The organism is Ignavigranum ruoffiae (assembly GCF_023195815.2).
Taxonomy (GTDB): Bacteria; Bacillota; Bacilli; order Lactobacillales; family Aerococcaceae; genus Ignavigranum; species Ignavigranum ruoffiae.
In genome coordinates this window covers 1356959-1383887 of record NZ_CP096206.2, presented here as the reverse complement: position 1 = coordinate 1383887, position 26929 = coordinate 1356959, and the positions used below count along the sequence as shown (strand labels likewise).

20 protein-coding genes are annotated in these 26929 nt (G+C 40.4%); 17 read left to right on the top strand and 3 right to left on the bottom strand.

Annotation, left to right across the window (positions count from 1 at the left end):
- The first annotated feature begins 5 nt into the window (after positions 1-5).
- The 12 genes from pcrA to purL all read left to right on the top strand — a co-directional run bounded on the left by pcrA (position 6) and on the right by purL (position 16691).
- A complete protein-coding gene (gene pcrA / locus M0R79_RS06520; RefSeq protein WP_248417176.1) occupies positions 6-2294 on the top strand; it encodes a DNA helicase PcrA in 2289 nt (762 codons plus the stop codon).
- A gap of 162 nt (positions 2295-2456) precedes the next feature.
- Positions 2457-4484 carry an NAD-dependent DNA ligase LigA gene (gene ligA, locus M0R79_RS06515; protein WP_248415939.1) on the top strand — a complete coding sequence of 676 codons (2028 nt, stop codon included), beginning with the start codon at positions 2457-2459 and terminating at the stop codon, positions 4482-4484.
- A complete protein-coding gene (locus M0R79_RS06510) occupies positions 4477-5706 on the top strand; it encodes a CamS family sex pheromone protein (RefSeq protein ID WP_248415940.1) in 1230 nt (409 codons plus the stop codon). Before ligA ends, M0R79_RS06510 begins: the two co-directional genes overlap by 8 nt.
- Before the next feature lie 18 nt (positions 5707-5724).
- Entirely contained in the window at positions 5725-6021 is a 297-nt protein-coding gene (gatC, locus tag M0R79_RS06505) for an Asp-tRNA(Asn)/Glu-tRNA(Gln) amidotransferase subunit GatC (protein ID WP_248415941.1), read from the top strand.
- On the top strand, positions 6021-7478 hold the full coding sequence (gene gatA / locus M0R79_RS06500) for an Asp-tRNA(Asn)/Glu-tRNA(Gln) amidotransferase subunit GatA (protein WP_248415942.1): 1458 nt from the start codon (positions 6021-6023) through the stop codon (positions 7476-7478). Before gatC ends, gatA begins: the two co-directional genes overlap by 1 nt.
- Positions 7479-7491: 13 nt before the next feature.
- A complete protein-coding gene (gene gatB, locus M0R79_RS06495; RefSeq protein ID WP_248415943.1) occupies positions 7492-8922 on the top strand; it encodes an Asp-tRNA(Asn)/Glu-tRNA(Gln) amidotransferase subunit GatB in 1431 nt (476 codons plus the stop codon).
- Positions 8923-9120: 198 nt separating this feature from the next.
- Positions 9121-10503 (top strand): L,D-transpeptidase family protein, encoded by a 1383-nt coding sequence (locus M0R79_RS06490; protein WP_248415944.1) that lies wholly within the window; start codon positions 9121-9123, stop codon positions 10501-10503.
- Positions 10504-10709: 206 nt separating this feature from the next.
- On the top strand, positions 10710-11162 hold the full coding sequence (locus tag M0R79_RS06485; protein WP_159428822.1) for a helix-turn-helix domain-containing protein: 453 nt from the start codon (positions 10710-10712) through the stop codon (positions 11160-11162).
- Positions 11149-12711, top strand: coding sequence for an ATP-binding cassette domain-containing protein (locus M0R79_RS06480; protein ID WP_248415945.1), 1563 nt, complete (start codon positions 11149-11151; stop codon positions 12709-12711). The genes M0R79_RS06485 and M0R79_RS06480 overlap by 14 nt, the downstream gene beginning before the upstream one ends.
- 796 nt (positions 12712-13507) lie before the next feature.
- Complete coding sequence (purS, locus tag M0R79_RS06475; RefSeq protein ID WP_248415946.1) at positions 13508-13756, top strand: phosphoribosylformylglycinamidine synthase subunit PurS; 249 nt, start codon at positions 13508-13510, stop codon at positions 13754-13756.
- A 2-nt stretch (positions 13757-13758) separates the two neighbouring features.
- Positions 13759-14436 carry a phosphoribosylformylglycinamidine synthase subunit PurQ gene (gene purQ, locus M0R79_RS06470; protein ID WP_248415947.1) on the top strand — a complete coding sequence of 226 codons (678 nt, stop codon included), beginning with the start codon at positions 13759-13761 and terminating at the stop codon, positions 14434-14436.
- A 5-nt stretch (positions 14437-14441) separates the two neighbouring features.
- Positions 14442-16691, top strand: coding sequence for a phosphoribosylformylglycinamidine synthase subunit PurL (purL, locus tag M0R79_RS06465; RefSeq protein ID WP_375163558.1), 2250 nt, complete (start codon positions 14442-14444; stop codon positions 16689-16691).
- Between the two features lie 190 nt (positions 16692-16881).
- Here purL and M0R79_RS06460 read toward each other — a convergent pair whose 3' ends face one another.
- Both M0R79_RS06460 and M0R79_RS06455 read right to left on the bottom strand, forming a co-directional pair.
- Complete coding sequence (locus M0R79_RS06460) at positions 16882-17358, bottom strand: threonine/serine exporter family protein (RefSeq protein WP_092570516.1); 477 nt, start codon at positions 17356-17358, stop codon at positions 16882-16884.
- Positions 17358-18131, bottom strand: a complete 774-nt coding sequence (locus M0R79_RS06455) for a threonine/serine exporter family protein (RefSeq protein WP_092570514.1) — start codon at positions 18129-18131, stop codon at positions 17358-17360. The genes M0R79_RS06460 and M0R79_RS06455 overlap by 1 nt, the downstream gene beginning before the upstream one ends.
- A 115-nt stretch (positions 18132-18246) precedes the next feature.
- On the opposite strand from M0R79_RS06455, the gene M0R79_RS06450 reads away from it, so the two are divergent.
- The 4 genes from M0R79_RS06450 (at position 18247) to glmS (ending at position 23689) form a co-directional block, all read left to right on the top strand.
- Positions 18247-19068, top strand: coding sequence for a RecX family transcriptional regulator (locus M0R79_RS06450; protein WP_248415950.1), 822 nt, complete (start codon positions 18247-18249; stop codon positions 19066-19068).
- Between the two features lie 12 nt (positions 19069-19080).
- Positions 19081-20286, top strand: a complete 1206-nt coding sequence (gene mutY / locus M0R79_RS06445) for an A/G-specific adenine glycosylase (RefSeq protein ID WP_092570510.1) — start codon at positions 19081-19083, stop codon at positions 20284-20286.
- Positions 20287-20404: 118 nt separating this feature from the next.
- Positions 20405-20959, top strand: coding sequence for a DUF402 domain-containing protein (locus M0R79_RS06440; protein ID WP_248415951.1), 555 nt, complete (start codon positions 20405-20407; stop codon positions 20957-20959).
- Positions 20960-21892: 933 nt separating this feature from the next.
- Positions 21893-23689 carry a glutamine--fructose-6-phosphate transaminase (isomerizing) gene (gene glmS, locus M0R79_RS06435; RefSeq protein ID WP_092570506.1) on the top strand — a complete coding sequence of 599 codons (1797 nt, stop codon included), beginning with the start codon at positions 21893-21895 and terminating at the stop codon, positions 23687-23689.
- A 43-nt stretch (positions 23690-23732) separates the two neighbouring features.
- Here glmS and M0R79_RS06430 read toward each other — a convergent pair whose 3' ends face one another.
- Positions 23733-24458 carry a hypothetical protein gene (locus tag M0R79_RS06430; RefSeq protein WP_092570504.1) on the bottom strand — a complete coding sequence of 242 codons (726 nt, stop codon included), beginning with the start codon at positions 24456-24458 and terminating at the stop codon, positions 23733-23735.
- Positions 24459-24795: 337 nt separating this feature from the next.
- Here M0R79_RS06430 and M0R79_RS06425 point away from each other — a divergent pair, with 337 nt between their 5' ends.
- On the top strand, positions 24796-26676 hold the full coding sequence (locus M0R79_RS06425) for a fructose-1,6-bisphosphatase (RefSeq protein ID WP_248415952.1): 1881 nt from the start codon (positions 24796-24798) through the stop codon (positions 26674-26676).
- The last annotated feature ends 253 nt before the right edge of the window (positions 26677-26929 follow it).

The window sequence follows — 26929 nt, the reverse complement described above, 5'->3', positions numbered from 1 at the left end:
CATTAATGCAAAGTATTGACCGGTTGAATGCCAAACAGAAAGAAGCCGTCCTAACCACCCAAGGTCCTTTGTTGATAGCGGCTGGGGCCGGATCGGGCAAGACACGCGTGTTGACCCATCGCATCGCTTACTTAATTGAACAAGAAGCGGTCAACCCTTGGAATATATTGGCGATTACCTTTACTAATAAAGCGGCCAACGAGATGAAAAGCCGGATCCAACACTTAGTCGGGCCGCAAGCCGAATCGATTTGGGTGGCTACTTTCCACGCCATGTGTGCTCGAATTCTGCGTCGAGAAGGCCATCGCTTAGGCTATCAAACGAATTTTTCAATTATTGATAGTAGTGAGCAGCAAACATTGATGAAACAAATTATGAAGCGTTTGAATCTGGACAGCCAACGATTTAACTATAAGAATTTCTTAGCAGCGATCGATGAGGCTAAGAATGAGGGGTTAGAGCCGAATGCTTATGCTGAGACAGTTGTGGGTTATTTCGGCGATATTCAAGCCACTGTTTATAAGCAATATCAAAGTCAACTCTTTCAGAGCAATGCGATGGATTTCAATGATTTGATTATGCTGACGGTTAAGCTTTTAACTGAACATGAGGATGTTCGTGAATTCTATCAACAGAAATTTCATTATATCCACGTTGACGAATATCAGGATACCAACCATAGTCAGTATCAATTGATTCACTTACTCACTGGTTTGCTTCGGAATGTCTGTGTAGTGGGCGATGCTGATCAAAGTATTTATGGATGGCGGGGCGCTAACATGGAGAATATTCTCAACTTTGAAGAGGATTATCCTGATGCTAAAGTCATCCTCTTAGAGCAAAATTATCGCTCTACGCAAAATATCCTAAATGCAGCTAACTCTGTGATTGCCAACAATGTGCATCGTAAACCTAAGAAATTATGGTCAGATAATCCTGAAGGTCCGAAAGTCCACTTCCATATGGCCGAAACAGATATTGATGAGGCGCGTTATGTTATTCAACAAATTTATCAGTTAAAAGAAGATAAGGGACTGGCTAATCAGGATGTTGCTATTCTTTATCGGACTCAGGCCCAATCACGGAGCTTGGAAGAACAACTTCTTAAGGCCAACTTACCTTATCGAATTATTGGAGGTCTTAAATTCTACGCGCGTAAAGAAATTCAAGATACTCTAGCATATCTACGCTTAATTGATAACGAAGTAGATAATCTTTCCTTCAACCGAATTATTAATGTGCCTAAGCGGGGGATTGGTCAAGCTACGATTGATAAATTAGCCGAATTTGCCCAATCAATCAATCTCAGCTTATTTCAGGCAATAAGCGAGCTGAATCATTCCAATCTACCAGCAAGAACCATTACTAAGTTACAACGTTTTCAAGCGATGGTTTTGCGCTTAAGACAGCAGGCTGAATTTCTAACCATGAGTGAGTTGGTCGATCAAGTCTGGCAACAGAGCGATTATATTGAGTCTTTAAGAACAGAAGGAACGCTCGAAGCTCAGAATCGACTAGAGAACTTAGAAGAATTCGAATCGGTGACCAAGCAATTTGATGAAGCTTTTAGTGATTTAGAGGAAAGTGATCCTGATTTTAAAGTTAATGGCGAAAATCAGGATGCCAACCAGGCTCGACCAAAGTTAACCCGTTTCTTAGCGGATCTTTCGTTAGCAACCGATCAGGACGATGTTGAAACAGCTGACCAAGTCACTTTGATGACCATGCATGCGGCCAAGGGCTTAGAATTTCCTTATGTCTTTATTGTCGGCTTAGAGGAGGGTCTTTTTCCACTGAGGCGAGCGCTTGAAAGTGAAGAAGAACTTGAAGAAGAGCGCCGATTAGCCTATGTGGGGATGACCCGCGCCGAACTAGTCTTGTATCTAACCGCTTCTCGGTCCCGGCTCTTATATGGTCGCTACCAACAAAATCTGCCCAGTCGCTTCGTCGATGAAATTGACGACCAGTATTTACAAAAATCACAGACCAACTTTGTCGAACGCTGGAAGATGCCTGATGAACGAGACAATCAGGCCCGACAAAGTGCCCGCCGGGTGATTCTTAACCCTCGAACAAGTTCTGGAAATAAGCGGGCCCGCACTCAAAGTCAAGTGACCGATAACGATGTGCACTGGCAAGTTGGTGACCAAGTTGATCATCGGGCTTGGGGCTTAGGTCAAGTCAAGCAAGTTGTTGAATCCGGTGGCGACCAACTGCTGACGATTTCCTTTGCCAGTCAAGGAGACAAACAAGTCCTAGCCAAGTTCGCTCCGATTAAAAAAGTCGATCAATAAGAGATTAGAAATGATTGACTCGCCAAGCTTAATCTGTGCAAGAAAAGCTACTGAATAAAGGTTTGTATAATTGAGCGACCCTCAAAGGAAAAAGACCGCTTTTCGATTACAGTTTAACTATTTAATGTTATACTAGACAAGACATAGAACGGAGGTTGAAAGGTGCCAAATTCAAACCAACAAGAGGCTCAGAAACGAATCGATGAACTTATTGACTTGCTCAATCAATATGCTTATCAATACTATGTTTTAGATGAACCTACCGTCACCGATTATGATTATGATATGCTCTACCGTGAGTTAGAAAGCTTAGAAAAGGCTTATCCTGACTTGATTCGCCAGGATTCTCCGACTCAGCGTGTCGGCGATCAATTGCTATCAGGCTTTAATAAAGTTAGACATCAAGTACCGATGTATAGTTTAAATAACGCTTTTTCAGCTGAGGAAGTGGCCAATTTCTTGGATCGGGTGATTCAACAATTAGGTCATCAGGTTGAGTTTATGGTGGAATGTAAAATTGATGGTTTGGCCATCTCCTTAACTTATGAGGGTGGTCAATTTGTTAATGGAGCCACACGGGGAGATGGAACCGTCGGCGAAGATATCAGCCAGAACTTAAGAACCATCAAATCGATGCCTCTGCGCTTACAAACGCCAATCAATTTAATTGTCCGTGGCGAGGCCTATATGCCTAAAGCCGTCTTTCTCGAGTTAAATCAGGGCCGGGAAGAGTCTGGCCAGGTTCCATTAGCCAATCCACGGAATGCCGCTGCTGGAGCTTTGCGCCAAATCGACCCTAAGGTTACGGCTCAACGTAAACTAAATCTTTTCTTATACAGTGCAGTGATTGGCGAGGACTTTCAGCCTAGTTCGCAGGCGGAACTCTTCGAAGAATTGGAGAAAATTGGTCTTAGAACCAATCCTTTCCGCAAATTGTGTCAGACCAAGGAAGAAGTCATTGAGTTTCTACAGCAAATTGAACAACAACGTCAAAGTTTGGATTATGAAATTGATGGTGCGGTGATCAAAGTGAACCGCTTTGAGGATCAAGATCGCTTAGGCTTTACCGTCAAAGCCCCACGCTGGGCGATTGCTTATAAATTTAAGGCAGAACAAGCTGAAACAGAGGTCCTTGAGGTCGAATGGACCGTAGGTCGAACGGGCGTGGTGACGCCAACGGCGGTCATGTCTCCTGTGCAATTGGCTGGTACCAAAGTTCAACGCGCTAGCTTACATAATGTGGACTATATTAAGAATTTAGATATTCGCTTGCATGACCGAGTGATACTGCAGAAAGCAGGCGATATTATTCCCGAAGTCGTGAGTGTTTTAGTGGATCAACGTCCAGAGGACTCTGAGCCTTTATCCATTCCTGACCATTGTCCAGTTTGTCAAAGTAAATTGGTCCGGTTGGATGAAGAGGTCGCCTTACGGTGTATCAATCTAGCTTGCCCGGCACAACAATTGGCTCAGATTTCTCATTTCACTTCCCGAGATGCCATGAATATTGTCGGTATTGGCGAGAAGGTCGTTGGAAAATTGTTAGAGCAAGAATTGATTCACGATGTGGCTGACTTATATGATTTAGAAGTAGCAGATTTCCTCAAACTGCCTCAAACCAAGGAGAAATCAGCCGAAAATTATTACCAATCAATTCAAGCCAGTAAGAATCAAGACTTAGCTAAGTTAATTTTTGGCTTAGGAATTCGTCATGTTGGGGCTAAAGCCGCTCGATTATTAGCCGACCATTTCATGAGTATGGATGCCTTACAAGCGGCCAGTGCCGAAGAAATTAGTCAAATTGAAGGTATTGGTCCGATGATTAGCCATTCAATCCGTGCCTATATGGAGAATGAAGAATCACTCAATCTACTCAAGCGACTAGAAGCTACAGGCTTGAAGCTGAGCCGTGACAAAGACGAAAATCAAATCGCTCAAGGATCGTCATATTGGCAAGACAAAACCGTAGTCGTCACAGGAAGTTTATCAACATATACCCGAAATGAGATTAAAGATTTATTAAGTCAACTGGGAGCCAATGTGACCAGTAGTGTATCCAAACAGACCGACCTTTTAGTCGCCGGCGAGAAGACTGGGAGCAAATTGACGAAGGCTCAAGATTTAGGGGTGCCAGTAATCAATGAAGCAGAATTATTAGAGAAATTAAATGAGGTAGATGCGAATGAATAAGCGATATATACAAGGGATTTCCCTGCTAGCCTGCCTAGCCAGTCTGACAGGATGTATTGAAAATGTGGGGCCCAAAGATGATCAAGCTGAGGTTAAACCAAACCAAGCGACGGTAAATACGACCAACCATCAATTAGCGGCCGACCTATACCGTGCGGTCATTATCGATGGTAAATATCAATTAGGGGCTTCCGCTTCTTCAACTAATACACCGGCCTCTGTCGGTAATGCCAAGGCTTTCGAAGAAGGATTGATGCGGATTAGTAAATCAGTCTTTCCACCAGACCAATATTATTTGCAAGAAGGCCAATTAATTGACTCAGAAACCTTGACCGCTTGGCTAGGTCGTGAATCGGAAGATAATCCCGAAGGCTTGAATCCGGCCTTGGCTGAAGGGGAAGAGACGACCACTTCTGAAGAAGAAACAACCATGACAGAAATGACTTCGGAAGAAACGACGTTAGAAGAATCGACCGAGTCCGGTGATAACAATCAAGTGTCCGTCGATAATCAAACTACGCCCCTCTTTTTGAATCAAATACTAGAGAAGAATATTATGGTTGAGACTGAGGATGGGTTTGCTTTAAGTGGCATCGTCATTGGATTAGCTATGAATTCAACCTATTCATACACCGATGATCAGGGCGTGGTTCATGAACAAGAAATTTCAATGGGTGAAATGCGCGAGCGCGGTAAACAATATGCGAATATCATTGTGGGTCGTTTGCGTAACACTGAAGAATTACGTTCAATCCCCATTCTAGTGGGTCTATATCGTGATGCCCCGAATAGTGATGTGGTAGGGGGTACCTTTATTCTCGATGGTATCTCTCGCGAAGGGAATGCGGTAGCTGATTGGACCGAGCATAATGAATATCGGGTGCTACTACCGATTTTGGATCCTGAACAACAATCTGAACGCTATACTTATTTTGATAGCTTTAGGAATCGTGTCTTAGATTTCTTTCCAAATCTGAATGGCATTAGCGGTCAAGCTTTATATGTCGATGATACGCTCAAAAGTTTAGATATTGAGATTGTGACTCAATTCTATCAAAATACTCAAGTCGCCGCTCTGGCTCAGCATGTTAGCGACGTGGTCCAAGATGAATTGCCAGAGAACATTGACTTAGAAATTCGGATTGAATCGGTAGATGGGATTCAAGCCTTTATTAGCCGGTCTGCCGATAAGAATCAAATACAAAGCCATGTATTTCATTAATAGGTAAAGGAGAAGCAGATGTTAAATCAAGAAGATATTCAAAGATTAGCTGGATTAGCCAAATTAGTGATTGCCGAGGATGAACTGGAAAGCTATACCGATGAAATTGGTCGTATTATGGCTTTGGTTCAAGAATTACAGGTCATTGATACCGAGGGGATCGAGCCGACCTTCCATGGTAATCAGAAGAAGAACGTCTTTCGCGAAGACCAAGCCGTTCCTAGCGACTTGCCTGAGGCGATGTTAGCCAATGCGCCCGACAGTGAAGACGGCTTTATTCGAGTTCCAGTCATTATAGAGAGTGAGGAAGCTTAATGAAGGAATTTCCAACAACGATCAAAGAAATTCAAATTGGTTTAAAAGCAGGACAATTTACCAGTGTTGAACTTGTGGAACATCTTTTCGACTATATCGATGCCACTGATCAACAACTCAATGCCTTTATCAGTCTTAATAAAGAAGAAGCCTTGAAGGCTGCCAAAGAAGCGGATCAGAGAGGTTACCAAGATTCAAGTGTTGCCCTCAATGGTGTTCCAATTGCGATTAAAGATAATATTCTGACGAAGGATTTACGAACGACAGCTGCGAGCAAAATGCTAGAAGACTTCGTACCTGTCTATGATGCGACGGTCATTCGTAAGCTTAAAGAAGCCGGAGCGATAATAATTGGTAAAGTAAATTTGGATGAATTTGCGATGGGAGCTTCGACTGAAACGTCTTATTTCGGAACGACCCACAATCCATGGAATCTAGATTACGTACCCGGAGGTTCTTCTGGAGGTTCAGGTGCCACGGTCGCTTGTCGTCAAGTACCAGCTTCTTTAGGAACCGATACTGGGGGAAGTGTCCGCTGTCCGGCCGCTTACAATGGGATTGTTGGCATGAAGCCAACTTATGGAGCAGTTTCACGGTATGGAGCGATTGCTTTTGCCTCTAGTCTAGATCAAATTGGGCCAATGACGCTAACTGTAGAAGATAATGCCAAATTATTATCTGTTATTGCGGGTCATGATGACCAAGATGGGACCAGTCTAGAAGCTATAGATACTGATTACAGCAAATTCATCGGTCAATCAATCAAGGGTCTACGGATTGCTTTTCCTAAAGAATTTAAGTCGGATAAGATTCAAGCTGAAATCCGTCAAGCCATGGAAGAAGCGGCCGCTTATTTTGCATCTCAAGGAGCGATTGTTGAAGAAGTATCCCTGCCTCATTCAAAATATGGCATCAATGTGTATTATATTATTGCTTCTGCAGAAGCTTCTTCAAATCTGCAACGTTTCGACGGAATTCGTTATGGTTATCGGTCACCAGAAGCCAGCAACTTAGAAGAAGTCTATTTCAAGACTCGTTCAGAAGGATTTGGGGCTGAAGTTAAGCGCCGGATTATGATGGGGACTTACTCCTTAAGTTCAGGGGCCTATGATGAATATTTCAAGAAGGCTGCTCAAGTCAGAACCATGATAAAGGACGAATTTAATCAAGTATTTGAGAATTATCATTTAATTATGGGGCCGGTAACAACGACTACAGCCTTTAAGATTGGTACCCGTACCCAAGATCCAATTGAAATGTACCTAGCGGACTTGTTGACAGTACCGGTGAACTTAGTGGGGATTCCAAGTATTTCGATTCCAGCTGGTTTCGACCAAAATAATCTGCCAATTGGTTTACAATTAATGGGCAAGGCCCTTGACGAAGCGCGGATTTATCAAGTGGCAGATAATTTTGAAAAGAACCATGACTTTGTCAACCAAAGACCCGAGTTATAGGAGGATGTAAGTAATGAATTTTGAAACAGTAATCGGACTAGAAGTCCATGTGGAACTGAAGACGCAAGCTAAGATCTTCTCAACTTCAGCTGCTCACTTCGGTGCTGAACCAAACTCCAATACAAATCCTAAAGACTGGGCTTATCCAGGGGTTCTACCCGTAGCCAATCGCGGAGCCATTGAGTATGGCATGAAAGCTGCTCTGGCCTTAAATTGCGAGATTGCACGCGAAATGTCCTTCGACCGCAAGAATTATTTCTATCCTGATAATCCTTCAGCCTATCAAATTACCCAAGAAAGCCAGCCAATTGGTCGGAACGGGTATTTGGATATTGAAGTCAATGGCGAAACTAAGCGGATTCGGATTCACCGTCTCCACTTGGAAGAAGATGCAGGTAAGAATACCCACGGCCAAGCAGGATTTTCTTATGTTGATTTGAATCGGCAAGGAACTCCTTTAATTGAGATTGTTTCTGAAGCAGATATCCGTTCAGCTGAAGAAGCCTATGCTTATTTGGAAGCATTACGGGAACAAATTCTTTATACGGGTGTTTCCGATGTGAAGATGGAAGAAGGGTCTCTCCGGTGTGACGCCAACATTTCACTTAGACCCTATGGTCAAAAAGCTTTTGGTACCAAAACGGAGATCAAAAATCTAAATAGTTTTAACTATGTTAAGAAAGCCTTAGAATATGAAGAACAACGTCAGGCCAATATTCTTCGCCGGGGTGATCAAGTCCAACAAGCAACCCGCCGTTTCGATGAAAGTACGGGTAAGACAATTCTAATGCGGGTAAAAGAAGGGGCTGCGGATTACCGTTACTTCCCTGAACCAGATGTGCCGCCAATGACGATTTCGGAAGAATGGATTAATACTGTTAAAGCCACTCTGCCTGAGATGCCGGATCAACGCCGCCATCGGTATATTCATGAATTTGAACTGCCAGCTTATGATGCGATGGTGCTGACCCAAACGAAAGAAATGTCAGACTTCTTTGACCAAGCAGTCGCCCACCAAGTGGATCCTAAACAAGTTTCCAACTGGTTGATGGGTGAAGTGTCAGCGCATATGAACAAAGAGAATTTAAGTCTACTTGAAACTAAATTGACACCAGAAAACTTGAGTCAGATGATTCAGTTGATTGATGACGGCACGATTTCTTCGAAGATGGCCAAGAAACTCTTTAAGATTCTGGTAACTAAAGGTGGAAATGCTGAGGAAATTGTCGAAGCTGAAGGCATGGTTCAATTAAGTGACCCAGCGAAATTACAACCAATCATCGATGACGTTCTGGCTAAGAACCAAGAATCTATTGAAGATTACAAGAATGGTAAGAAACGGGCGATGGGTTATCTAGTCGGCCAAATTATGCAAGCGACCAAGGGTCAAGCAAATCCACAAGTGGTTAATCAATTATTAAAGACAAGTTTAGATCAAGCTTAATCTAATCAACTAGGCATAAGCGAAACCCCTAGTGCAGTAAGAGGTTTCAATTATGTCTTTTTTATGAATAATATGTTAAATTTTAAGATAAGTTTAAGAAATCTTTAAATTCCCTAGTTTCGAATTCTAAGTTATGGTATCCTATGAATGCGAATAATTAATAACGGATGTTTAATTAAGTAGAAAGGCGTTTTGACAGTGAAAAAGAAACTCATTATAGGAACGGTCCTTCTATTAACCATCATAGGAGGCTATTTCTTAGGTAAACAATATTATACCGATAAATTTACGGCCAATACCCAATTTATTTCCAGTAATATTGGCAATTTAACATTAGCTCAAGCCAAGGATAAAGTTTGTCAAGATCTTGAGGACAAGACACTGCATATCCAAGAGAAAGGCCAAGAAGTCTTAACCGTTCAACTGAAAGATTTAGAACCTAAGATTAATCTTGACCAACAACTGGAAGAACTTTATCAGCAACGGGATGTGACTTCTTGGCCACTCGCTTTTATGAAGACGACTAAAGCTGAACAGGGGCTTCATGATGAAGTAGAATTAGATACTGATAAATTGAAGGGCTTAGCTGAAGAAGCAGGACTAGGGAATCAAGACCGGCAAGAAGCAACACCAGATACTTTAGCCCATGATGATAAAAAAGGATATTATATTCAAGATGGTAAAGATGGGACGACCATTAATTTTGACCAATTGACCGAGTCGATCATTCAAGCGGTTGAAAGTCATCAAGATACAATTCAGTTAGAAGATAACTATACGACCCATCTAGATGTGACGGATACAGAAACATTGGAAGCCAAACTGGCTAAGATTAATAATTATAAGGATCTTAAGATAACTTATTTATTAGCTGGGGATGAAGTTACAATTCCGAATGATAAATTGGTCGAATGGGTTTCCTTGGATGATCAAGGTGAGATTGTCGTGGATGAAGAAGCCTTAGTGCCATATTTAGATTCCTTGAATGAAAAATACTCCACCTTCGGTACTGTAAGAGAATTTGAATCAACGTATCAAGGAACCGTAGAGGTTCCACCAGGTATATTGGGCTGGCAGATTGATACAGAATTGGAATTACCTGAGTTAGAAGCAGATATCTTAGCAGGTAAAGATGTTAAACGGAAGCCAGAAATTTATAGTACGGGTGACAACGGTGGTGAAGCCAATGAATTTGGTGATACTTATATTGAGATTGATTTAACCTATCAAACGATGTTGCTCTATGTTGATGGCGAATTAATCGTTGAAACTGGTATTGTTTCAGGGATGCCGGGAACCGATACCGTTCCGGGAGCCGATGCGGTTAACGAAATGTTAGCCAACACGGATTTAATTGGTTATAATCCACGTTTGAAGGTCGAATATAGTGTGCCGGTAAATTATTGGATTCGTTTTGATGACAATGCCCAAGGGATTCACGATGCCTCATGGCAAGGAGCTTATGGGGGCGATGTCTTTACCTATGCCGGATCGCTCGGTTGCATCAATACACCTTATGATGCAGTAGCAACTATTTTCCAATATGTTAACGTAGGAACCCCAGTCGTTGTATTCTACTAAAATTAAATAAAATTATTTTTGAGTTGGACCATCGGCCCAACTCTTTTTTATGCATTTTTTGTTTATATTCTCGGACAAGGAAGAGAGAACGATGATAGCGTTCTTTGCTTAATTTTTGGAAAATTTATTTGCATTTCCAAGGAAAACATAGGAAAATAAAGGTAACAATAGGAAAATATAGGAAAAATTTAAAAAGGAGGATGTACATGGAAGAAGAAACTTATTCAAGTAAAGAAGTGGCAGAACTGTTAGGAGTGACAACACGGTCTATCCGTAACTACTTGCGTGATGGTAGACTAAGAGGACAGAAATTCGCCGGCAAATGGCATTTTACTCAGGATGATGTTGAACGATTTATTCAACAAGAGTATCAAAGCAATCAAAATCAACAACGATTTATTGACCAGGAAGCTGACTACTTTTCCCTGCAATTTGAAAAGAGTTTTAGCGATTCAACCACTGCAGAACAATTTAGTCAGGTCTTTACCCAGAAAATTAATCAATATTTGGCTGACCATGCTAAAAGTAGTTTGTCCTATTTCATGCAAAAAGTCTCTGATCAACGAATTCAGGTAAATCTAATGGCTGATCTGAATGAATTTTCGCTGATTTATACAGCCTTAAATTTAGGAAGAGGCGCTCAAGATGAAATTGATTAAGAAAATTCCCAAGAAATTACTTTTTATGGTGGCTCTGTCCGCTTTGATTCTAGCTTTGTCTCGAGTGTTACTACCTTTATTAGTCCCTAATAGTCCTCTTTTAAATTTATCGCGTCAAACAATATTAGTTATTTTTGTTGGTATGATGCTGGTTTCATTCTTGCTACAATCCTTATTGACAATGATACGAGAGCGATGGACCCAAGAGATGAATGCTAATCATTTTGAGGATAATCTGCGCTACTTATTTCAACTTGAATATGACCAGATTGTGCAACAAGGGGCAACTGCGATTATTCAACGATTCTTTGAAGTGGTGGATGCTCTTTACCTTTTTGTTATGGGAGGTTTGAATAGTTTATTAACAGCGGGCGTCTTAATTGCCTTAACATTAGCCGTAGCTCTGTGGTTGGATTTCAAGATTTTTCTTAGTTTATTATTACTCTTGCCGATTAATTATTTTGGCTTTCGTTATATCAACTGTAGTCTGAGTCAACGTATGCGGAACTTTCAAGAGAAATTCGCCAGTACTCAACAAAATATTATCCAAATTGTAGCCAATGTAGATTATTTAAAATCATTGGCCTCTTACAATACAATCCATCAATTAATCGCCGTGGATATTCTTGAAGCCTATGGCCGTTTGGCTAAGACCAATCGTTTTGCCAATATTTCTTCCAACTTAATTTCTAGCCTTAATCAGTGCGTCCAGTATTCTATATATTTACTGCTGATTCTGTCGGTAGCTAAGGCCGAAACCAGTATTGCCAGTCTCTTGACGACAAGTATTGTCTTGCCGATATATTTCCAAGCCATGGGTGATTTAACTCGAGCGAATTTAGATATGTCTTCTTTACGTACCGCTGAAGATTATTTAATGGAGCACATTTTGCCCTATACAGAAGCAGTAGATCATGGAGTAGAAATAGAGCAGATCGATTCGATTCAGATGAACGAGGTCATTTATCAACTAGATCATGAACGAAAGATAGTGATCAATCAACAATTTACTGGAGGGGATTGGATTAAAGTGGCTGGTCCGTCTGGTTCTGGAAAAAGTAGCTTGATGAAAGCGCTCTTGAAATTCAGGACTAGCTCAGGAATTTATATTGATGGTTTGCCGCTAGATCAAGTCTCAAACTTGAACTTGCGTGGTCGAATCGCCTACCTAACTCAAGAACCGCCAATCTTTAATAAGACTTTAGCGGAGAATATTGGCAATGGACGAGCCTTGAATCAAGAGGAAAAGGTGCTCTTAGAAGAAACCGAGATTCTATCAACTATTTTTGAATATAAAGATTGGCAGAGTTTCATTCAACAAGGGGGGAGTAATCTCTCGGGCGGGGAGAAGCAACGGATAGCCATCGCTCGCTTGCTGTTACAAGATCCTGATGTCATCATTCTGGATGAGATTACCAGTGCGGTTGATGAAGAAAGTGCTGAGAAGATATTTCAGTTATTAAAGGAATACTTTGGGGATAAGATTGTCTTTGTAATCAGCCATGACCCAAGTAAGGATAAGTACTGTAACCGCAGAATCGTGTTGTAAAAAAATTGATATATACGCTTTGATCTTTTGTACATGAGATATCTTGAACCATTGGGCACCGTCTTCCGCTTATTCCATAAGCTCCAGACTTACTTTACGACTCATTCCCTAAAAGCCAGAGGCTTCAAGGGAATGATGTGGGTAAAGTATGCTACTCCGATGGTTCAGATATGCCATGTAAAATCAAAGCCCAATCATAAAAATACTTAATCACTATGCATAGTTGGATATGTTAAACAATCATTTTATGTGCATAAATATGGGAATTAGCACCAAGACTAGATTAAGCAACCGTCCTTCTTAGCGTTTCTTTTCCGAACTAAATCCACTAGACAAGCTCTAAGCGACTGGTTGCTAAGAGTTTATAAGCTAGGTGGATTTTCTTATGCTTGCGAGTTTCATTGATTCATATTTATTTTGAAAGTTTAATCACACACTACTTAGTCAATTACTATTAATAGTTTTTGAAAGTCGGAAAAGTAAAATTGGGCACCTTTTCCAAATATTCCATCAGCTCCAGACTTACTTTAGGCCTCACTTCCTATAAGAAGGAGTCTTTAAGGGAATGAAAGAGATAGCGGAGTTTGATTATCAAAATTTTGTCCAGCTTATTCTTAGAGATATCTAGGGATAGGTTTTTTCTAGGCAAAAATTATCTTCTTTAAATCAAAACCCGAACGTTTACGGATAAAATAATAATTAAGTTCATTTTTTGCTGTTTTTTAGGGGAAAGCGTGTTAGAGTGAAGGCAAATAATGGCTGATAGGTCAGATTATCAGAAATGGAGGAACGGGCAATGTTTCTAGTAAAGGTATATGTGAGTTATAAGGAATCAATTCTGGATCCGCAAGGGGAAGCTATCAAGAAGGCAATTCATGGTATGGGTTACAATATGGTAGAAGAAGTTCGAATGGGTAAATACTTTGAACTTCGAATTGTTGAGAATGATCGGGCTGGTTTAGAAGAGAAAATCGATGATATTTGTGATAAGTTATTAGCCAACGTAACGATGGAATCCTATCGTTATGAAATTGAGGTGGAATAAGGATGAAATTTGCGGTAATTCAATTTCCAGGCTCTAATTGTGATCTGGATATGTATGAAGCGATCAATTCGGTGCTAAAGGAAGATGTGGACTATGTCGACTACCGTCAAGAAAGTTTGGCTGGCTATGATGCTATCTTAATTCCTGGTGGATTTACTTATGGGGATTATTTACGGGCTGGGGCAATTGCTGCGCGTAGTCCAATCATGAAGGCGATTAAAGAGAAGGCAGCTCAAGGTGTGCCAGTCTTTGGGGCCTGTAATGGATTTCAAATCTTGACTGAAGCTGGCCTATTGCCAGGTTCATTATCACGCAATGCCGGACTCCACTTTGTATGTAAACCTCAACGGGTAATTATTGAAAATAATCAGACAATCTTTACTCAACAGTATCAAGCTGGCGAGGAAGTCATATTCCCAATCGCTCATGCTGAAGGGAATTATTATTGTGATCCTGAAGTTTTGGCAGAATTGGAAGCGAACAATCAGATCATTTTCCGTTATCCTGAAGGAGATAATCCAAATGGTTCGGTTGCTAATATTGCTGGAATTTCTAATAAGGAAGGAAATGTGGTGGCGCTAATGCCCCATCCTGAACGGGCTGTTGAAGCTGTCCTAGGTTATATTGATGGTTTAAGAGTCTTTACTTCTTTAAGAGATGCATTAAAGGACAAACTTTAATCAGGATGAACGATAGAAAGGAATCGATTATGCAATTACAAGCGATGACGCCTGAAGAGGTGCGAGACTCCAAAATCTATCAAGAATGGGGTCTTACAGATCAAGAGTATGACAAAATTCAAGGCCTTCTAGGTCGTTTGCCTAACTACACAGAGACTGGTCTCTATGCTGTGATGTGGAGTGAACACTGTTCCTATAAGAATTCTAAACCCATCCTCAAACAATTCTATACCGAAGGGCCTCAAGTCTTACAAGGTCCAGGGGAAGGTGCTGGTATTATTGATATTGGCGATGAACAAGCGGTCGTATTTAAAGCAGAATCTCACAACCACCCCTCAGCAGTAGAACCCTATGAAGGAGCAGCAACCGGGGTTGGCGGTATCCTGCGTGATATCTTCTCAATGGGTGCACAACCGATAGCTGTCTTAGATGCTCTCTTCTTTGGGGAATTGACGGATCAACGGACGAAAGAAATTGTATCTGGGGTAGTTGATGGTATTGGTGGCTATGGTAATTCCATTGGTGTTCCTACAGTTGGGGGAATGACTAAGTTTGATGCAGCTTATAAGGGGAATCCTTTGGTAAATGCCATGTGTGTCGGTCTGATTGACCACAAAGATATTCAAAAAGGACAAGCAAAAGGATTAAATAACTCAATTATGTATGTGGGCGCTAAGACAGGGCGAGACGGGATTCATGGGGCAACTTTCGCTTCCGATGAATTCTCAGAGAAGAATGAAAGCCAACGTTCAGCCATTCAAGTTGGTGACCCATTTATGGAAAAACTGCTGATGGATGCCTGCTTAGATTTAATTCGTAATCATGCCGATATTCTAGTGGGGATTCAAGATATGGGGGCGGCTGGACTCGTCTCATCTTCTTCTGAAATGGCTTCAAAAGCCAATTCAGGCTTGGAATTATATCTTGATGATGTTCCTCAACGAGAAACTGAAATGACCCCGTACGAAATTCTATTATCTGAATCTCAAGAACGGATGTTAATTTGTGTGAAGCAAGGTCAGGAGCAACAAGTAACGGATCTCTTTGCTCGTTATGGCTTAGAAGCCGTTATTTGTGGCAAGGTCGTGGAAGGTCATGACTATAAAGTCTTCCAAGCGGGTCAATTAGTCGCTGATATCCCCGTCGATACCTTGGCCGAAGATGCACCGGTGTATGAGAATCCTCAAAGCGAACCTGCCCGGATGCAAGCCTACCGAGAAGCAGATAAATTTGTACCGAAAATTGATGAGATTCAAAAGAGTCTTTTCGATTTATTATTAACCGCGGATTTAGCTGATAAAGAACCGCTCTATCAACGCTATGATTCCCAAGTTAGAACTTCAACCGTGGTTGGACCAGGTTCAGATGCGGCAGTACTTCGGGTGAGAGGTACTCAGAAAGCCTTGGCGATGACCACCGACTGTAATTCTCGTTATATTTATTTAGATCCTTATCAAGGTGGACAAATTGCGGTGGCTGAAGCTGCTCGAAATATTGTTGCTTCAGGGGGTAAACCTTTAGGAATTACGGATTGCTTGAATTATGGTAATCCGAAAGATCCTGAAATCTTTTACGAATTTGCCCAAGCAGCACGGGGGATTACTCAAGCATGTCGTCGCTTAGAAACCCCAGTGATTTCGGGGAACGTGTCCCTATATAATGAGAACCAAGATGGCGCGGTCTACCCAACACCGATGATTGGTATGGTTGGTTTGGTTGATAATCTAGATCAGGTCTTAACCCAACAGTTTAAACAAGCAGGCGACTTAATTTATCTAGTCGGGCAGACCAAAGATGACTATGCCGGCTCACTGATTCAAAAATATCAAACTGGTGACATTGCTGGACTGTTGGACTTTGATTTAGAAACCGAAGCCAAGGTGCAAGACTTTGTCTATCAAGCGAATCAAGCAGACTTGTTGACGGCTGCCCATGATATTTCTGAAGGTGGCTTGGCCGTTGCCTTAATGCAAATGTTGCTCAAAACTCCTTTCGGATTCGAAGCCCATTATAATGGCAGCAGTGCACAACTTTTTAGTGAGAGTCAATCTCGTTTTGTGTTAACCATTACTTCCGAAGACCAAGAACAATTCGAAAGTCTAGCTGAACAAGCTGGTATTCAAATTGAGAAACTCGGTCAAGTTCACAATTCTGATGAAATTATCCTTGCTTCCTTAGAAGAAGTTGCCGAATTCCATAAGTCAGATATTGAAGACCAATGGCGTCAACAAATTTTGCAACTTTTACAATATTAATATTAGATGAATTCAGTAAAAAGTATTAGAATGCTGAGTCAAATAAAGTCAGCCAGACAAGCTGTTTACTGCGAGGATAATAAGTAGCATATAAGAAAAACAAAACTCAAGTCCTTTCTCAACCAATCTCTATCCCTTATTCAGGATAGGCATTGTGTGAGAGGGCTTGAGTTTTTTGACGATTGTTAATTTATGATTCTAATTCTTCATTCTTGTTCTTTCTTTTGTTCCGTAAGGTGGTCATGATTTCGAGGAAACTGTCGCCGAAGAAGACGCCGAGGGCGACCGCACCGGAAATAGTCAAGGCCTCAAAGAGTGAATCAATGGTCTGATTTTGTTGACCTTGGATTAGATAATAGGCGATCTTATAGAGGGCGGCCCCGGGTACAAAGATAAAGAAGACGGGAATGTAAAAGACGGTGACCGGTGCCCGATATAGGCGGGCAGCGACTTGAGAAATTAAGGTGACGACAATTGAGGCCGCTAAGACTGAAATGGCAGCATTGAATTTCAAATTGGTCAGGATAAAGACCGCTTCAGCGATGATTCCAATAATACCATTCTTAAGAATGAGGTTGCGGGGCACTTCAAGAATAATCGAAGCGGCTAAGCTGATGAGAAAGCCAGCAAACAATAAGGCTAAGATATTAAAAACATCCCAAAACATTAGCTCACCACCCCGGTAAAGATTGCTAAGCCAATCGCTACGCCAAGGGCGATACTAAGCGCGATTACTAAGGCGTCACTAATTCGAGCCACTCCTGAGATGTAATCCCCTTTAAGGGTATCTCTTAGGCCATTGGTAAAGGCCATACCGGGGAAGAGGGGCATCAAGGCCGAGATAATAATGATATCGCTTTGAGCATAGTCAGGAACCAGATAAACGATCGCATTCACAATCAATGTGGTCAGCAGAGTTGCGAAGGTGGCAGCAATGAAGCTGTTCAGATTCCAAGCTTGTTGACCTAAGCGCGAGAGAGCGACTGTACCACCGGCAATAAAAGAAATCAGGACCTCCCAAATATTACCGCCTAGAAGAATGGCAAAGCCAACTACCATCAGGATGGTGCCCATGTCTTTATTAATCACGGTATATTCCGAGTCGTCGACCAATTTCAAGAGGTAACTGGCTTCTTCAACGGACAGAGTCCCATCAACTAACGACCGAGAAATATTATTCACGCGGTAGATTTTATTTAAATGATTGCCTCGCTCGGTAATTCTTTTAACAATGGTATAGGGTTCGACCAAGGGATCATCATCATCCAAAGTGATAAAAAGACCGGTCGTATTCGAGATGACATCAATTTTTGAAAAGCCGGAGGTCTGCAACATACGGCGGACCGTATCTTCAACCCGATAAGATTCTGCATGGGATTCAAGTAGAATAATCCCTGCTTGGGCAGCGACTTCAACTAAATCTTTATATTTCTGTTTCAAGTTCACACCTCATCCAAGAGATTAAGATTGGGTTCTATTCTCAATCATGTTAACATAGAAAGGTATATGTTAGCACCATTTTATGTAATTATTTAAGATTGAATGAGGAATCGCGATGATTATCAGTAAAATTGAAAAACAAAGTAAAAGAGCTAATCGCTATAATCTATATGTTGATGGGAAATTCTATCTAGGGATTGATGAGAATATTCTGGTCAAATATGCTTTGTACAAAGGGTTGGAAGTGACTCCTGATCGCTTAGCTCATATTCGTTATGATGAAGAAGTCAATAAATATTACAATCAAGCTTTAAATTATTTATCTTATGGTTTAAGAACGGTTAACCAAATGCGTCAGTATCTTCATAAACATCTTCCCCAAGATCGAGCGAGTCGTGAGGAGGACATTGAGCATATTTTGAACAAGTTGCGAGACCAGGCGCTTGTGGATGATGTCTATTATGGCCAAGCCTATGTCCGGACCAAGATGCGGATTAACCGTAAGGGGCCTTTACTGATTGAACAAGAACTCAGACAAAAAGGCTTGAACGCTGAAAAGATTCAGCTTGCTTTGGCCGAATATCCTTTAGCACAGGGACAAGAAAATTTGCGCCATCTGGCGGAAAAATTTACCAAGAAACATCGTAAACTCAGTCGAAAAATGCAAAGCTTAAAGCTGAACCAGCACTTACAAAGCAAGGGATATGCGCAAGACTGGATTGCAAGTGTGGACTATCATGATTTATTAACCAATGATGTCGATGATCAAGAGTTGGTTGAAGCCGAAGCTACCAAGCTCTATCAACGAAAATCACGCATATACCAGGGAAATCAATTAAAGCAAATAATCCGCCAAAATCTATACCGTAAAGGATTCAATCAGGATGATATCGAGTCTTGCTTGCAAGATCATTTGGACTGGTTTGCTGAGAAATAGGAGGGAAGTACCGTGGTCAAACGTCAACAGTTAATTGAAAGATATCCGATTCCCTGGACTGAGGAACAGGTTGCTGCCTTTCGAGACACCTTGTTAGCCTGGTACGATCAAACAGGCCGCGACTTGCCTTGGCGCCAGGATCAGGATCCTTATAAAATTTGGGTCAGTGAAATCATGCTACAACAAACCCAAGTAGCGACCGTGATCCCTTATTATTATCGCTTTATTGAAGAATTACCCGATGTTGCCGCCCTGGCCCAGGCCGATGAGGATACGCTCTTAGGCCTTTGGCAAGGCTTGGGCTATTATTCGCGAGTGAAGAATATGAAAGTGGCCGCTCAACAGATTGAAACAGACTTTGCTGGAGAATTTCCGCAAGCTTATCAAGATTTACTTACCTTGAAGGGGATCGGTCCCTACACCGCTGGAGCGATCGCCTCTATAGCTTTCAATCAAGCTGAGCCAGCTATGGACGGTAATTTGATTCGAATTGTTAGCCGGTTGTTTGAAATTGAAGAGGATGTAACTTTAACAGCAACTCAACACAAGATTCGTGCCTATCTCTACCAGTTGATTGACCCTGAGCGCCCAGGCGATTTCAATCAAGCGCTGATGGATATGGGGGCGATGGTCATGACCCCTCATCAGGATAGGCCAGATCCTCATCCGTTGAAGGATTTCGACCAATCTTACCAACATCAGACCAGTCATCTCTATCCGGTGAAAAAAGCCAAGCTTAAAGCCAGTAAACATACCTATCTAGCTTATGTGATTCAGAATGCTGCCGGACAATTCTTGATGCGCCGTCATACAGACCAGGAATTATTAAGTGGTCTCTGGCATTTCCCCTTGGTTGAACAAGATATGGTAATGGAAACTGTCAGCCGCGGTGAATTAATTGATCCGCTGTGGCGTGATTTTGGCCAGGATTTGCAAGCATTAGGAATCAAAAACGAAGCGTTGAAACTACTCCATAATCGCAACCAATATCAACAAACTGATTTTAATCACTATGGCCAAGTTAAGCATGTCTTTAGTCATCGCATCTGGCAGTGTCAACTGGTGCCTTTAATCCTTAGCCCTGCAGAAGAAATGACGGACTCGGTTAACTGGCCAGAAGATTTTATCTGGATTGATGCATCAAAGCTTGATCAAATCCCAATATCTACTTTACAAAAGAAATTATTGCAAGCTAGGTTGCCTTTTGATCCTAAATAAGGATTTTGTTAAAAATTGTTGCTTTGCGGACAAAATGGCCCTAATTGTGGTATACTATTTCTGTATAAATTTGGATGATCCAAATTTTTTCTAAATATCATAGAAAGTAGGATCAGTGATGAAACAACCTAGGGAAGGGGAGTTCATCACTATTAAAAGTTATAAACATGATGGTTCATTACACCGAACTTGGCGCGATAACATGGTCTTAAAGACCAGTGAGCAGTCTATTATCGGTTGTAACGACCACACTTTAGTGATTGAATCAGATGGTCGACGTTGGGTTACTCGGGAAGTAGCCTTGGTCTATTATCATAGACATTTTTGGTTTAATATTATTGCCATGCTACGCAAACGAGGAGTGACCTATTACTGCAATCTGGCTTCCCCATTTGTGATGGATAAGGAAGCCTTAAAGTACATCGACTATGATTTAGATATTAAAGTGTTTCCAGATGGGGAGAAGCGGCTTCTGGATTTAGATGAATATGAATTACATGGACGTCGCTATCATTACTCAGATGAGATTGATCAGATTATTAAGTATCAGATAAAGGAATTAGTCCGTTGGATTAAAGAAGAGCGGGGACCTTTCTCGCCTAAATTTATTGATATTTGGTATGAAAGATATTGTCAGTTGACCTATCGGAATAAAAAGAAAATAACTAAATAGGATGAAGTCTCAATAGAGGTAGGTAAAGACCTAAAGAGAGATTAGGGCAGGTGACTGCTCTTTTTTCTTTGTCTAAAATTAATACTACCAGATATTTTGCTTAGACCATTTTTATTATCTTCTATATATTTATCAAAAACAAAAATTTAATGTTAAACTTTAGCTTAGATTGTTTTGCATGGGTTTTTCGAACCATTAGGGCACCGTCTTCCGCTTATTACATAAGCTCCAGACTTACTTTTCGACTCATTCCCTAAAAGCCAAAAGGTTCAAGGGAATGATGTGAGTAAAGTATGCTGTTCCAATGGTTCTTAAGGTCCATTCAAAACCTAAGCTAAAAATGAATTTATTCTCTTTTTTCAAAAGCTCTTTCCCAATAAAAAATAAAGGAGTCTGCTTGCAAGTGATTATACTTCAAAGCAAGGCTTTTCCGGACTAGATCTACTAGACAAAATCTAAGCGACCAGGTTCTAAGTCTGTGTAAGCTGTCTGCACATTTTGGAAATTGTGAGGGTCGTTTATTGTTTGATAGTTCACAAATAAATACAAGTAAAATTCTACCTTTTAAAAGGGGATTTATTAGTTTTTTTTACGTATTCTTGTGCAGTTGCTAATTTATTGATAGGTCTGTTTTCCCATCCGATTATATAGAGAATATTTTGAAAATAATAATATATTTCAAAGAAATCTTTTGACATTGGCTTGATAATTGTTTAACATTATAAAGCTTTTAGAAAATTGATAGAAAGGTAAATAAATTGGATAGCGCCAGACCTTATATAGGTGACGAGGATTGAGCTTATCGAAATTTCGGCGGGTGGCTCAAGGCAGTGTAGTCTACAAATATTTCACAAAATTAAGATGCAAATTTTAAGCCAAAAGAAATATTACACACCTAAAAGCAATCATTCAGAATAGAATCGAGGAATATTTATGTGTGGAATTGTTGGTTTTGTTGGACAAGGTAAGATTCAAGAGCATTTATTAACTGGATTAGGCCGTTTAGAATATCGCGGCTATGATTCAGCTGGAATTTATACGGTGGATAGTACAGGCCATGGTGAATTATATAAAACCAAAGGTCGGATTAAAGATTTAGAAGCTATTGTTAAGGACCATGTTGGGGCCGTCGCTGGGATTGGTCACACACGTTGGGCAACGCATGGTCCGGCGACGACGGATAATGCTCATCCTCATGTATCAGCATCTGAGCGTTTTGTCCTTGTTCATAACGGAGTTATTGAAAATTATGCCGAACTTAAGGAAAACTGTTTAAAAGATGTCACTTTTAAATCAAATACCGATACAGAAGTCATTGTTCAATTAATGGATTATATGGTCAAACAAGCTGAAGACAAGTCGACTGAAGAAATCTTCCGTCAGGTTCTTTCATTGATTCGTGGTTCATATGCGCTCGCTTTAATTGATCGGACTCAACCGGACGTTCTATATGTGGCCAAGAATAAGAGTCCGCTCTTAGTTGGGATGGGTCAAGGATTCAATGTTATTTGTTCAGATGCCATGGCTACTATTGATTTAAGTCAAGAATATCTAGCGATTAAAGATCAAGAAATTGTGATTGTATCTGCGGATGACATTACCATTAAAAATCTTCAAGGAGAAGTTGTAGAACGATCTAGTTTCTATGCGGATATTGATGTTCAAGATATTGAAAAAGGTCCATATCCTTTCCATATGTTAAAAGAGATTGATGAACAAGCAGGGGTTATCCGTCATTTAATCCAAACATATTATCCAGATCAAACCGTACGAATTGATTCAGAAATCTTAGCGGATTTAAAAGCTGCGGACCAAGTTTATATTGTAGCCTGTGGCACATCTTATAATGCGGGATTGGTTGGACGGAGCTTCTTCGAAGATTGGTTAGGTGTGCCGTGTCAAGTATATTTAGCTAGCGAATTTGCTTATCATCCACCGCTTAAATCGCAACATCCTTTCTTTATCTTCTTAAGTCAAAGTGGGGAAACGGCGGATTCACGTCAAGCATTATTACAAGTTAATGAATGGAATGCTCCATCGTTAACCATTACTAATGTTAAAGGGTCGACCTTATCTCGGGAAGCTAAACACACGCTTTTATTACATGCCGGTCCAGAGATTGCGGTGGCTTCTACCAAGGCTTATACTGCTCAAATTGCTATGTTAGCCATTCTCTGTGATGCCTTAGCTGAAGATAAGCATTTAAACATCGCTGCTTCCTTAAGTAAAGTGGCCAATGATATCGAAATTATCTTAGCCAATAAGTCGGAAATCGAACGTATTGTTAAAGATACCTTACTAGCGACTGAACATGTCTTCTATATTGGCCGCCAATTGGATTATGCAGTGGCTTTGGAAGCCGCCTTAAAATTAAAAGAAATTTCTTATATTCATACAGAAGCTTTTGCCGCCGGTGAGCTTAAACATGGAACGATTGCCTTAATTGAAAAAGGGGTTCCGGTCATTGCGATTATTACCGACGCAAAGACGGCAGCTCACACTCGAGGTAATATTGAAGAAGTCAAGGCTCGGGGAGCTGAGGTTATTGTAATTGCCGATGAAGCCAATCAACAAGCAGGCGATCAGCTAATTTTGCCGACCAGTTCAGATTTATTGAGCCCATTGACCAGTGTAGTATACGGTCAGTTATTAGCCTATTATACGGCTTTGGCTAAAGATTTAGATGTAGATAAACCGCGGAATTTGGCGAAGTCAGTGACCGTTGAGTAATCTATCAACCTATATTGACCTATCTTGGGTTAACATAGGTTTTTTATTTTGGTAAAAGGAGTGGGCGAAGATCTTGTGCCTGCAATGAGAGATTCTGACTACGACTGAGTTGCTCGTCTAAGGATTGAAAACAGGGATGAGTTAATAGCCAATAAGAAGAATCTTGCATGGAATGAAATTGCCGCAAGAATAGACGTAAGGCTTGATGATAAGTTTGATTGAGGCGATAAGCCAGGCGAATTTGTTGTTGAAGTTGTTGTCTTTGACTATCAATAATCATTTTAAAGTGTTGAGGGAGGTCGTCACCGTCATAGTCAAAAATAAAACGGAGATGGTTTATCTGTTCTTCTTTTTGGATAGATTGACAATGACTCAAGTTGATCCAGTGGTAGGTGCTACTCGCATCTAGATAAAGTTTAATGAAGATATGATTACCATAGACAAACGGGAAGTCTTTTTGCCGATTTCCTAGAATCTTTGCCAGAACATTGCACCAATCAGGATAGGAGTAGGCGACCTCGTTGAACCACTGGTTAGCTAATTTACGAAAGTTTTCAGAACTATGCCAGATTTGATTATGGTGGTCGATGATTAAGGTCTTAGCTGAAGTGAGACAAGCATCCAGATTAAAAATTAATAAAGGGTCAATCTTATTTAAGTATTGAGGATTGAGTCGGTGACCTTGTGACAATAAATAGTTTACCAGTCCCTGCCAATCCTTATTTAAATGGTATTTAACTTTTTGATTATTTTTCGCTTTAGTTGTCATATTGATCCATCCTCCTCATTGCTTATGATTGCAACTAGGCTCAAGATAACATGATCTTTCGTTGAATGCTAGGCAGGATTCAGATGTATTAATATAATAATTTGAGACTCTTATCAGGCCAATAAGGGGACTCTTTGAATTTCTGAATTCTTCGCCGTTTTTTCTCTAAATAATTCTATTTCAAAATAATATTATTCCTAAATTAATATTGAATTGTTTACGAGGATTCTTGCTAAATTTATGAAATAAGTCGTATTTTTTGTCTTTTAGATTGACATATATCCGCTGTTTTGTATTATTATAAGGTAGATGTATGTTTGGATGAGGAGATGGATTGATGAATACATTGGAGAGTTTGACAGAGTTAATAAATTTAGAAGCAATACAACAACTTCCCAAAGCTACGGAACATTTTATCAGTGATTTGCACGGGGAATTTGAAACGTTTGATCATATATTGAGAAATTGCTCCGGCATTATCAGTATCAAAGTCGCGGAATTGTTTCGGGGGGAACTGTCGACAGCGAGTCAGAAGGAACTCTGCTATATTATTTATTATCCCGAAGAGGTTTTGAAAGAGAAGAATTATAATGATGAAGATTGGATGATTCTCTTAAACCAATTAGTTCGGGTGACACGTTATGTTTCTAGTAAATATACTCGGTCGAAAGTCCGCAAAGCCATGCCCAAGGAATATGCTTATATTCTAGAAGAACTTTTATATCAATATGATGAATCGGGTAATAAACAAGAATATTTTGATTCAATTTTTTCAATGATTATCGATTTGAACTTAGCCTATGATTTTGCGGTTGTATTATCTTATTTAATTCAACGTTTTGTGGTCGATCATCTACATATCTTAGGGGATATTTATGATCGTGGGCCGCGACCAGACCTGATTATCGAAGCTTTGATGAAAGCGCCATCGTTAGATATTCAATGGGGCAACCATGATTTGATTTGGATGGGGGCGATGGCTCGCAATTTTGCTTGTTTAGCGATTGTCTTGAGAATTACTTTGCGCTATGGACATACTCGTTTGTTGGAAGACGATTATGGGATTAATTTAAACCGTTTACGTAAATTCTCAGAGAAATACTATCAAGATAATGATGAGTTCCGACCACGGGGAGCCGAGAAAGACAATTATACGGTGGAAGAGCAAATTGCAATTTCCAAGATGCACCAAGCGATTGCGATCATTCAATTCAAATTAGAGGGGCAAATTATCCACCGTCGACCAGAGTTTAAACAAAGTAATCGCCTACTACTTGAGAAGCTGTCCGAAGATCGCAAGACGATTACTATCAATCAACGCACCTATGACATCATTAATGGCGCCTTTGATTTGGTTGATTATGAGAATCCTTACGAATTGACCTTAGATGAAGAGCTGATTATTGTTGATTTAATGAATCAATTCCAAAATAGTGAGTCTTTAAAGAAACATATTGATTTTCTAGTTGATCAAGGCTCGATGTACACGATTTATAATGGCAATTTATTGTTCCACGGTTGCATTCCTTGTAATGAAGATGGTTCACTAAAAGAGATTAGTTTCAATGGTGAAAGCTATTCAGGGAAGGCCTTGATGGATTTTTATCAAGAAGCTATTTATCAGGCAATGGCCGATCCCCAATCTCATGAAGACTTTGCCACTGATTTAATGTGGTATCTCTGGTGTGGCGAAGGGTCGTCACTCTTTGGTAAGCATACCATGAAGACTTTCGAACGTTATTACATTGCCGAGAAAGAAACCCATAAAGAAATTCAGAATGTTTATTATTTCTATCGCAATGATGAGAAATTCTGTCTTCGCTTGATGGACCTATTTGGCTCAAGTAAATCAGGATATATCATTAATGGTCATACGCCCGTCAAAGCCAAGAGTGGGGAAGACCCAATCAAAGCCAATGGACGAATGTTAGTAATCGATGGCGGCTTGGCTAAAGCATATAATAAAGTTACCGGAATTGCTGGCTATACCTTGGTTGATAATTCTCATGAGGTTTATTTGGCAGCTCACCATCCATTTAAGAATAAAAAACATGCCATTGAGAACCGCATCACCATTCTGCCAGAACAAAAGATGGTATTAAAACGTTCTGAACGTTTACAAGTTAAGGACACTGACATTGGCAAGATGCTCCAAGACCAAAGTGTACAAATTTTTGAGAATTTAAAACAGCGTCAGGACTTGGAAAACAAGCAGTAAAGTGCTATAATTCACATATACCTTTGTCGAGTCAATTTCAATAAGGTTCTCTAATAAAGTGATTAAATAATTTAATAAAGCGGATACAATTTTGTAGGCGAGCACTTATGAATGCTATGTAAACTTGATTGTATCGGCTTTTTTTACATTTTAATGGACTTAATTAGCAAGTTTTATATAGCAAAAACAAAATATTGTAGCTTGAAAAGCAAAAATCCTAAGTGTATAATTTAAACATAAAATGTGAAAAATA

Bases quoted from the DNA above. Each gene is read 5' to 3' on its own strand.
- pcrA (WP_248417176.1), top strand. From the start codon at position 6: ATGCAAAGTATTGACCGGTTGAATGCCAAACAGAAAGAAGCCGTCCTA.
- M0R79_RS06510 (WP_248415940.1), top strand. From the start codon at position 4,477: ATGAATAAGCGATATATACAAGGGATTTCCCTGCTAGCCTGCCTAGCC.
- gatC (WP_248415941.1), top strand. From the start codon at position 5,725: ATGTTAAATCAAGAAGATATTCAAAGATTAGCTGGATTAGCCAAATTA.
- gatA (WP_248415942.1), top strand. From the start codon at position 6,021: ATGAAGGAATTTCCAACAACGATCAAAGAAATTCAAATTGGTTTAAAA.
- gatB (WP_248415943.1), top strand. From the start codon at position 7,492: ATGAATTTTGAAACAGTAATCGGACTAGAAGTCCATGTGGAACTGAAG.
- M0R79_RS06485 (WP_159428822.1), top strand. From the start codon at position 10,710: ATGGAAGAAGAAACTTATTCAAGTAAAGAAGTGGCAGAACTGTTAGGA.
- M0R79_RS06480 (WP_248415945.1), top strand. From the start codon at position 11,149: ATGAAATTGATTAAGAAAATTCCCAAGAAATTACTTTTTATGGTGGCT.
- purS (WP_248415946.1), top strand. From the start codon at position 13,508: ATGTTTCTAGTAAAGGTATATGTGAGTTATAAGGAATCAATTCTGGAT.
- purQ (WP_248415947.1), top strand. From the start codon at position 13,759: ATGAAATTTGCGGTAATTCAATTTCCAGGCTCTAATTGTGATCTGGAT.
- purL (WP_375163558.1), top strand. From the start codon at position 14,442: ATGAACGATAGAAAGGAATCGATTATGCAATTACAAGCGATGACGCCT.
- M0R79_RS06460 (WP_092570516.1), bottom strand. From the start codon at position 17,358: ATGTTTTGGGATGTTTTTAATATCTTAGCCTTATTGTTTGCTGGCTTT.
- M0R79_RS06450 (WP_248415950.1), top strand. From the start codon at position 18,247: ATGATTATCAGTAAAATTGAAAAACAAAGTAAAAGAGCTAATCGCTAT.
- M0R79_RS06440 (WP_248415951.1), top strand. From the start codon at position 20,405: ATGAAACAACCTAGGGAAGGGGAGTTCATCACTATTAAAAGTTATAAA.
- glmS (WP_092570506.1), top strand. From the start codon at position 21,893: ATGTGTGGAATTGTTGGTTTTGTTGGACAAGGTAAGATTCAAGAGCAT.
- M0R79_RS06430 (WP_092570504.1), bottom strand. From the start codon at position 24,458: ATGACAACTAAAGCGAAAAATAATCAAAAAGTTAAATACCATTTAAAT.
- M0R79_RS06425 (WP_248415952.1), top strand. From the start codon at position 24,796: ATGAATACATTGGAGAGTTTGACAGAGTTAATAAATTTAGAAGCAATA.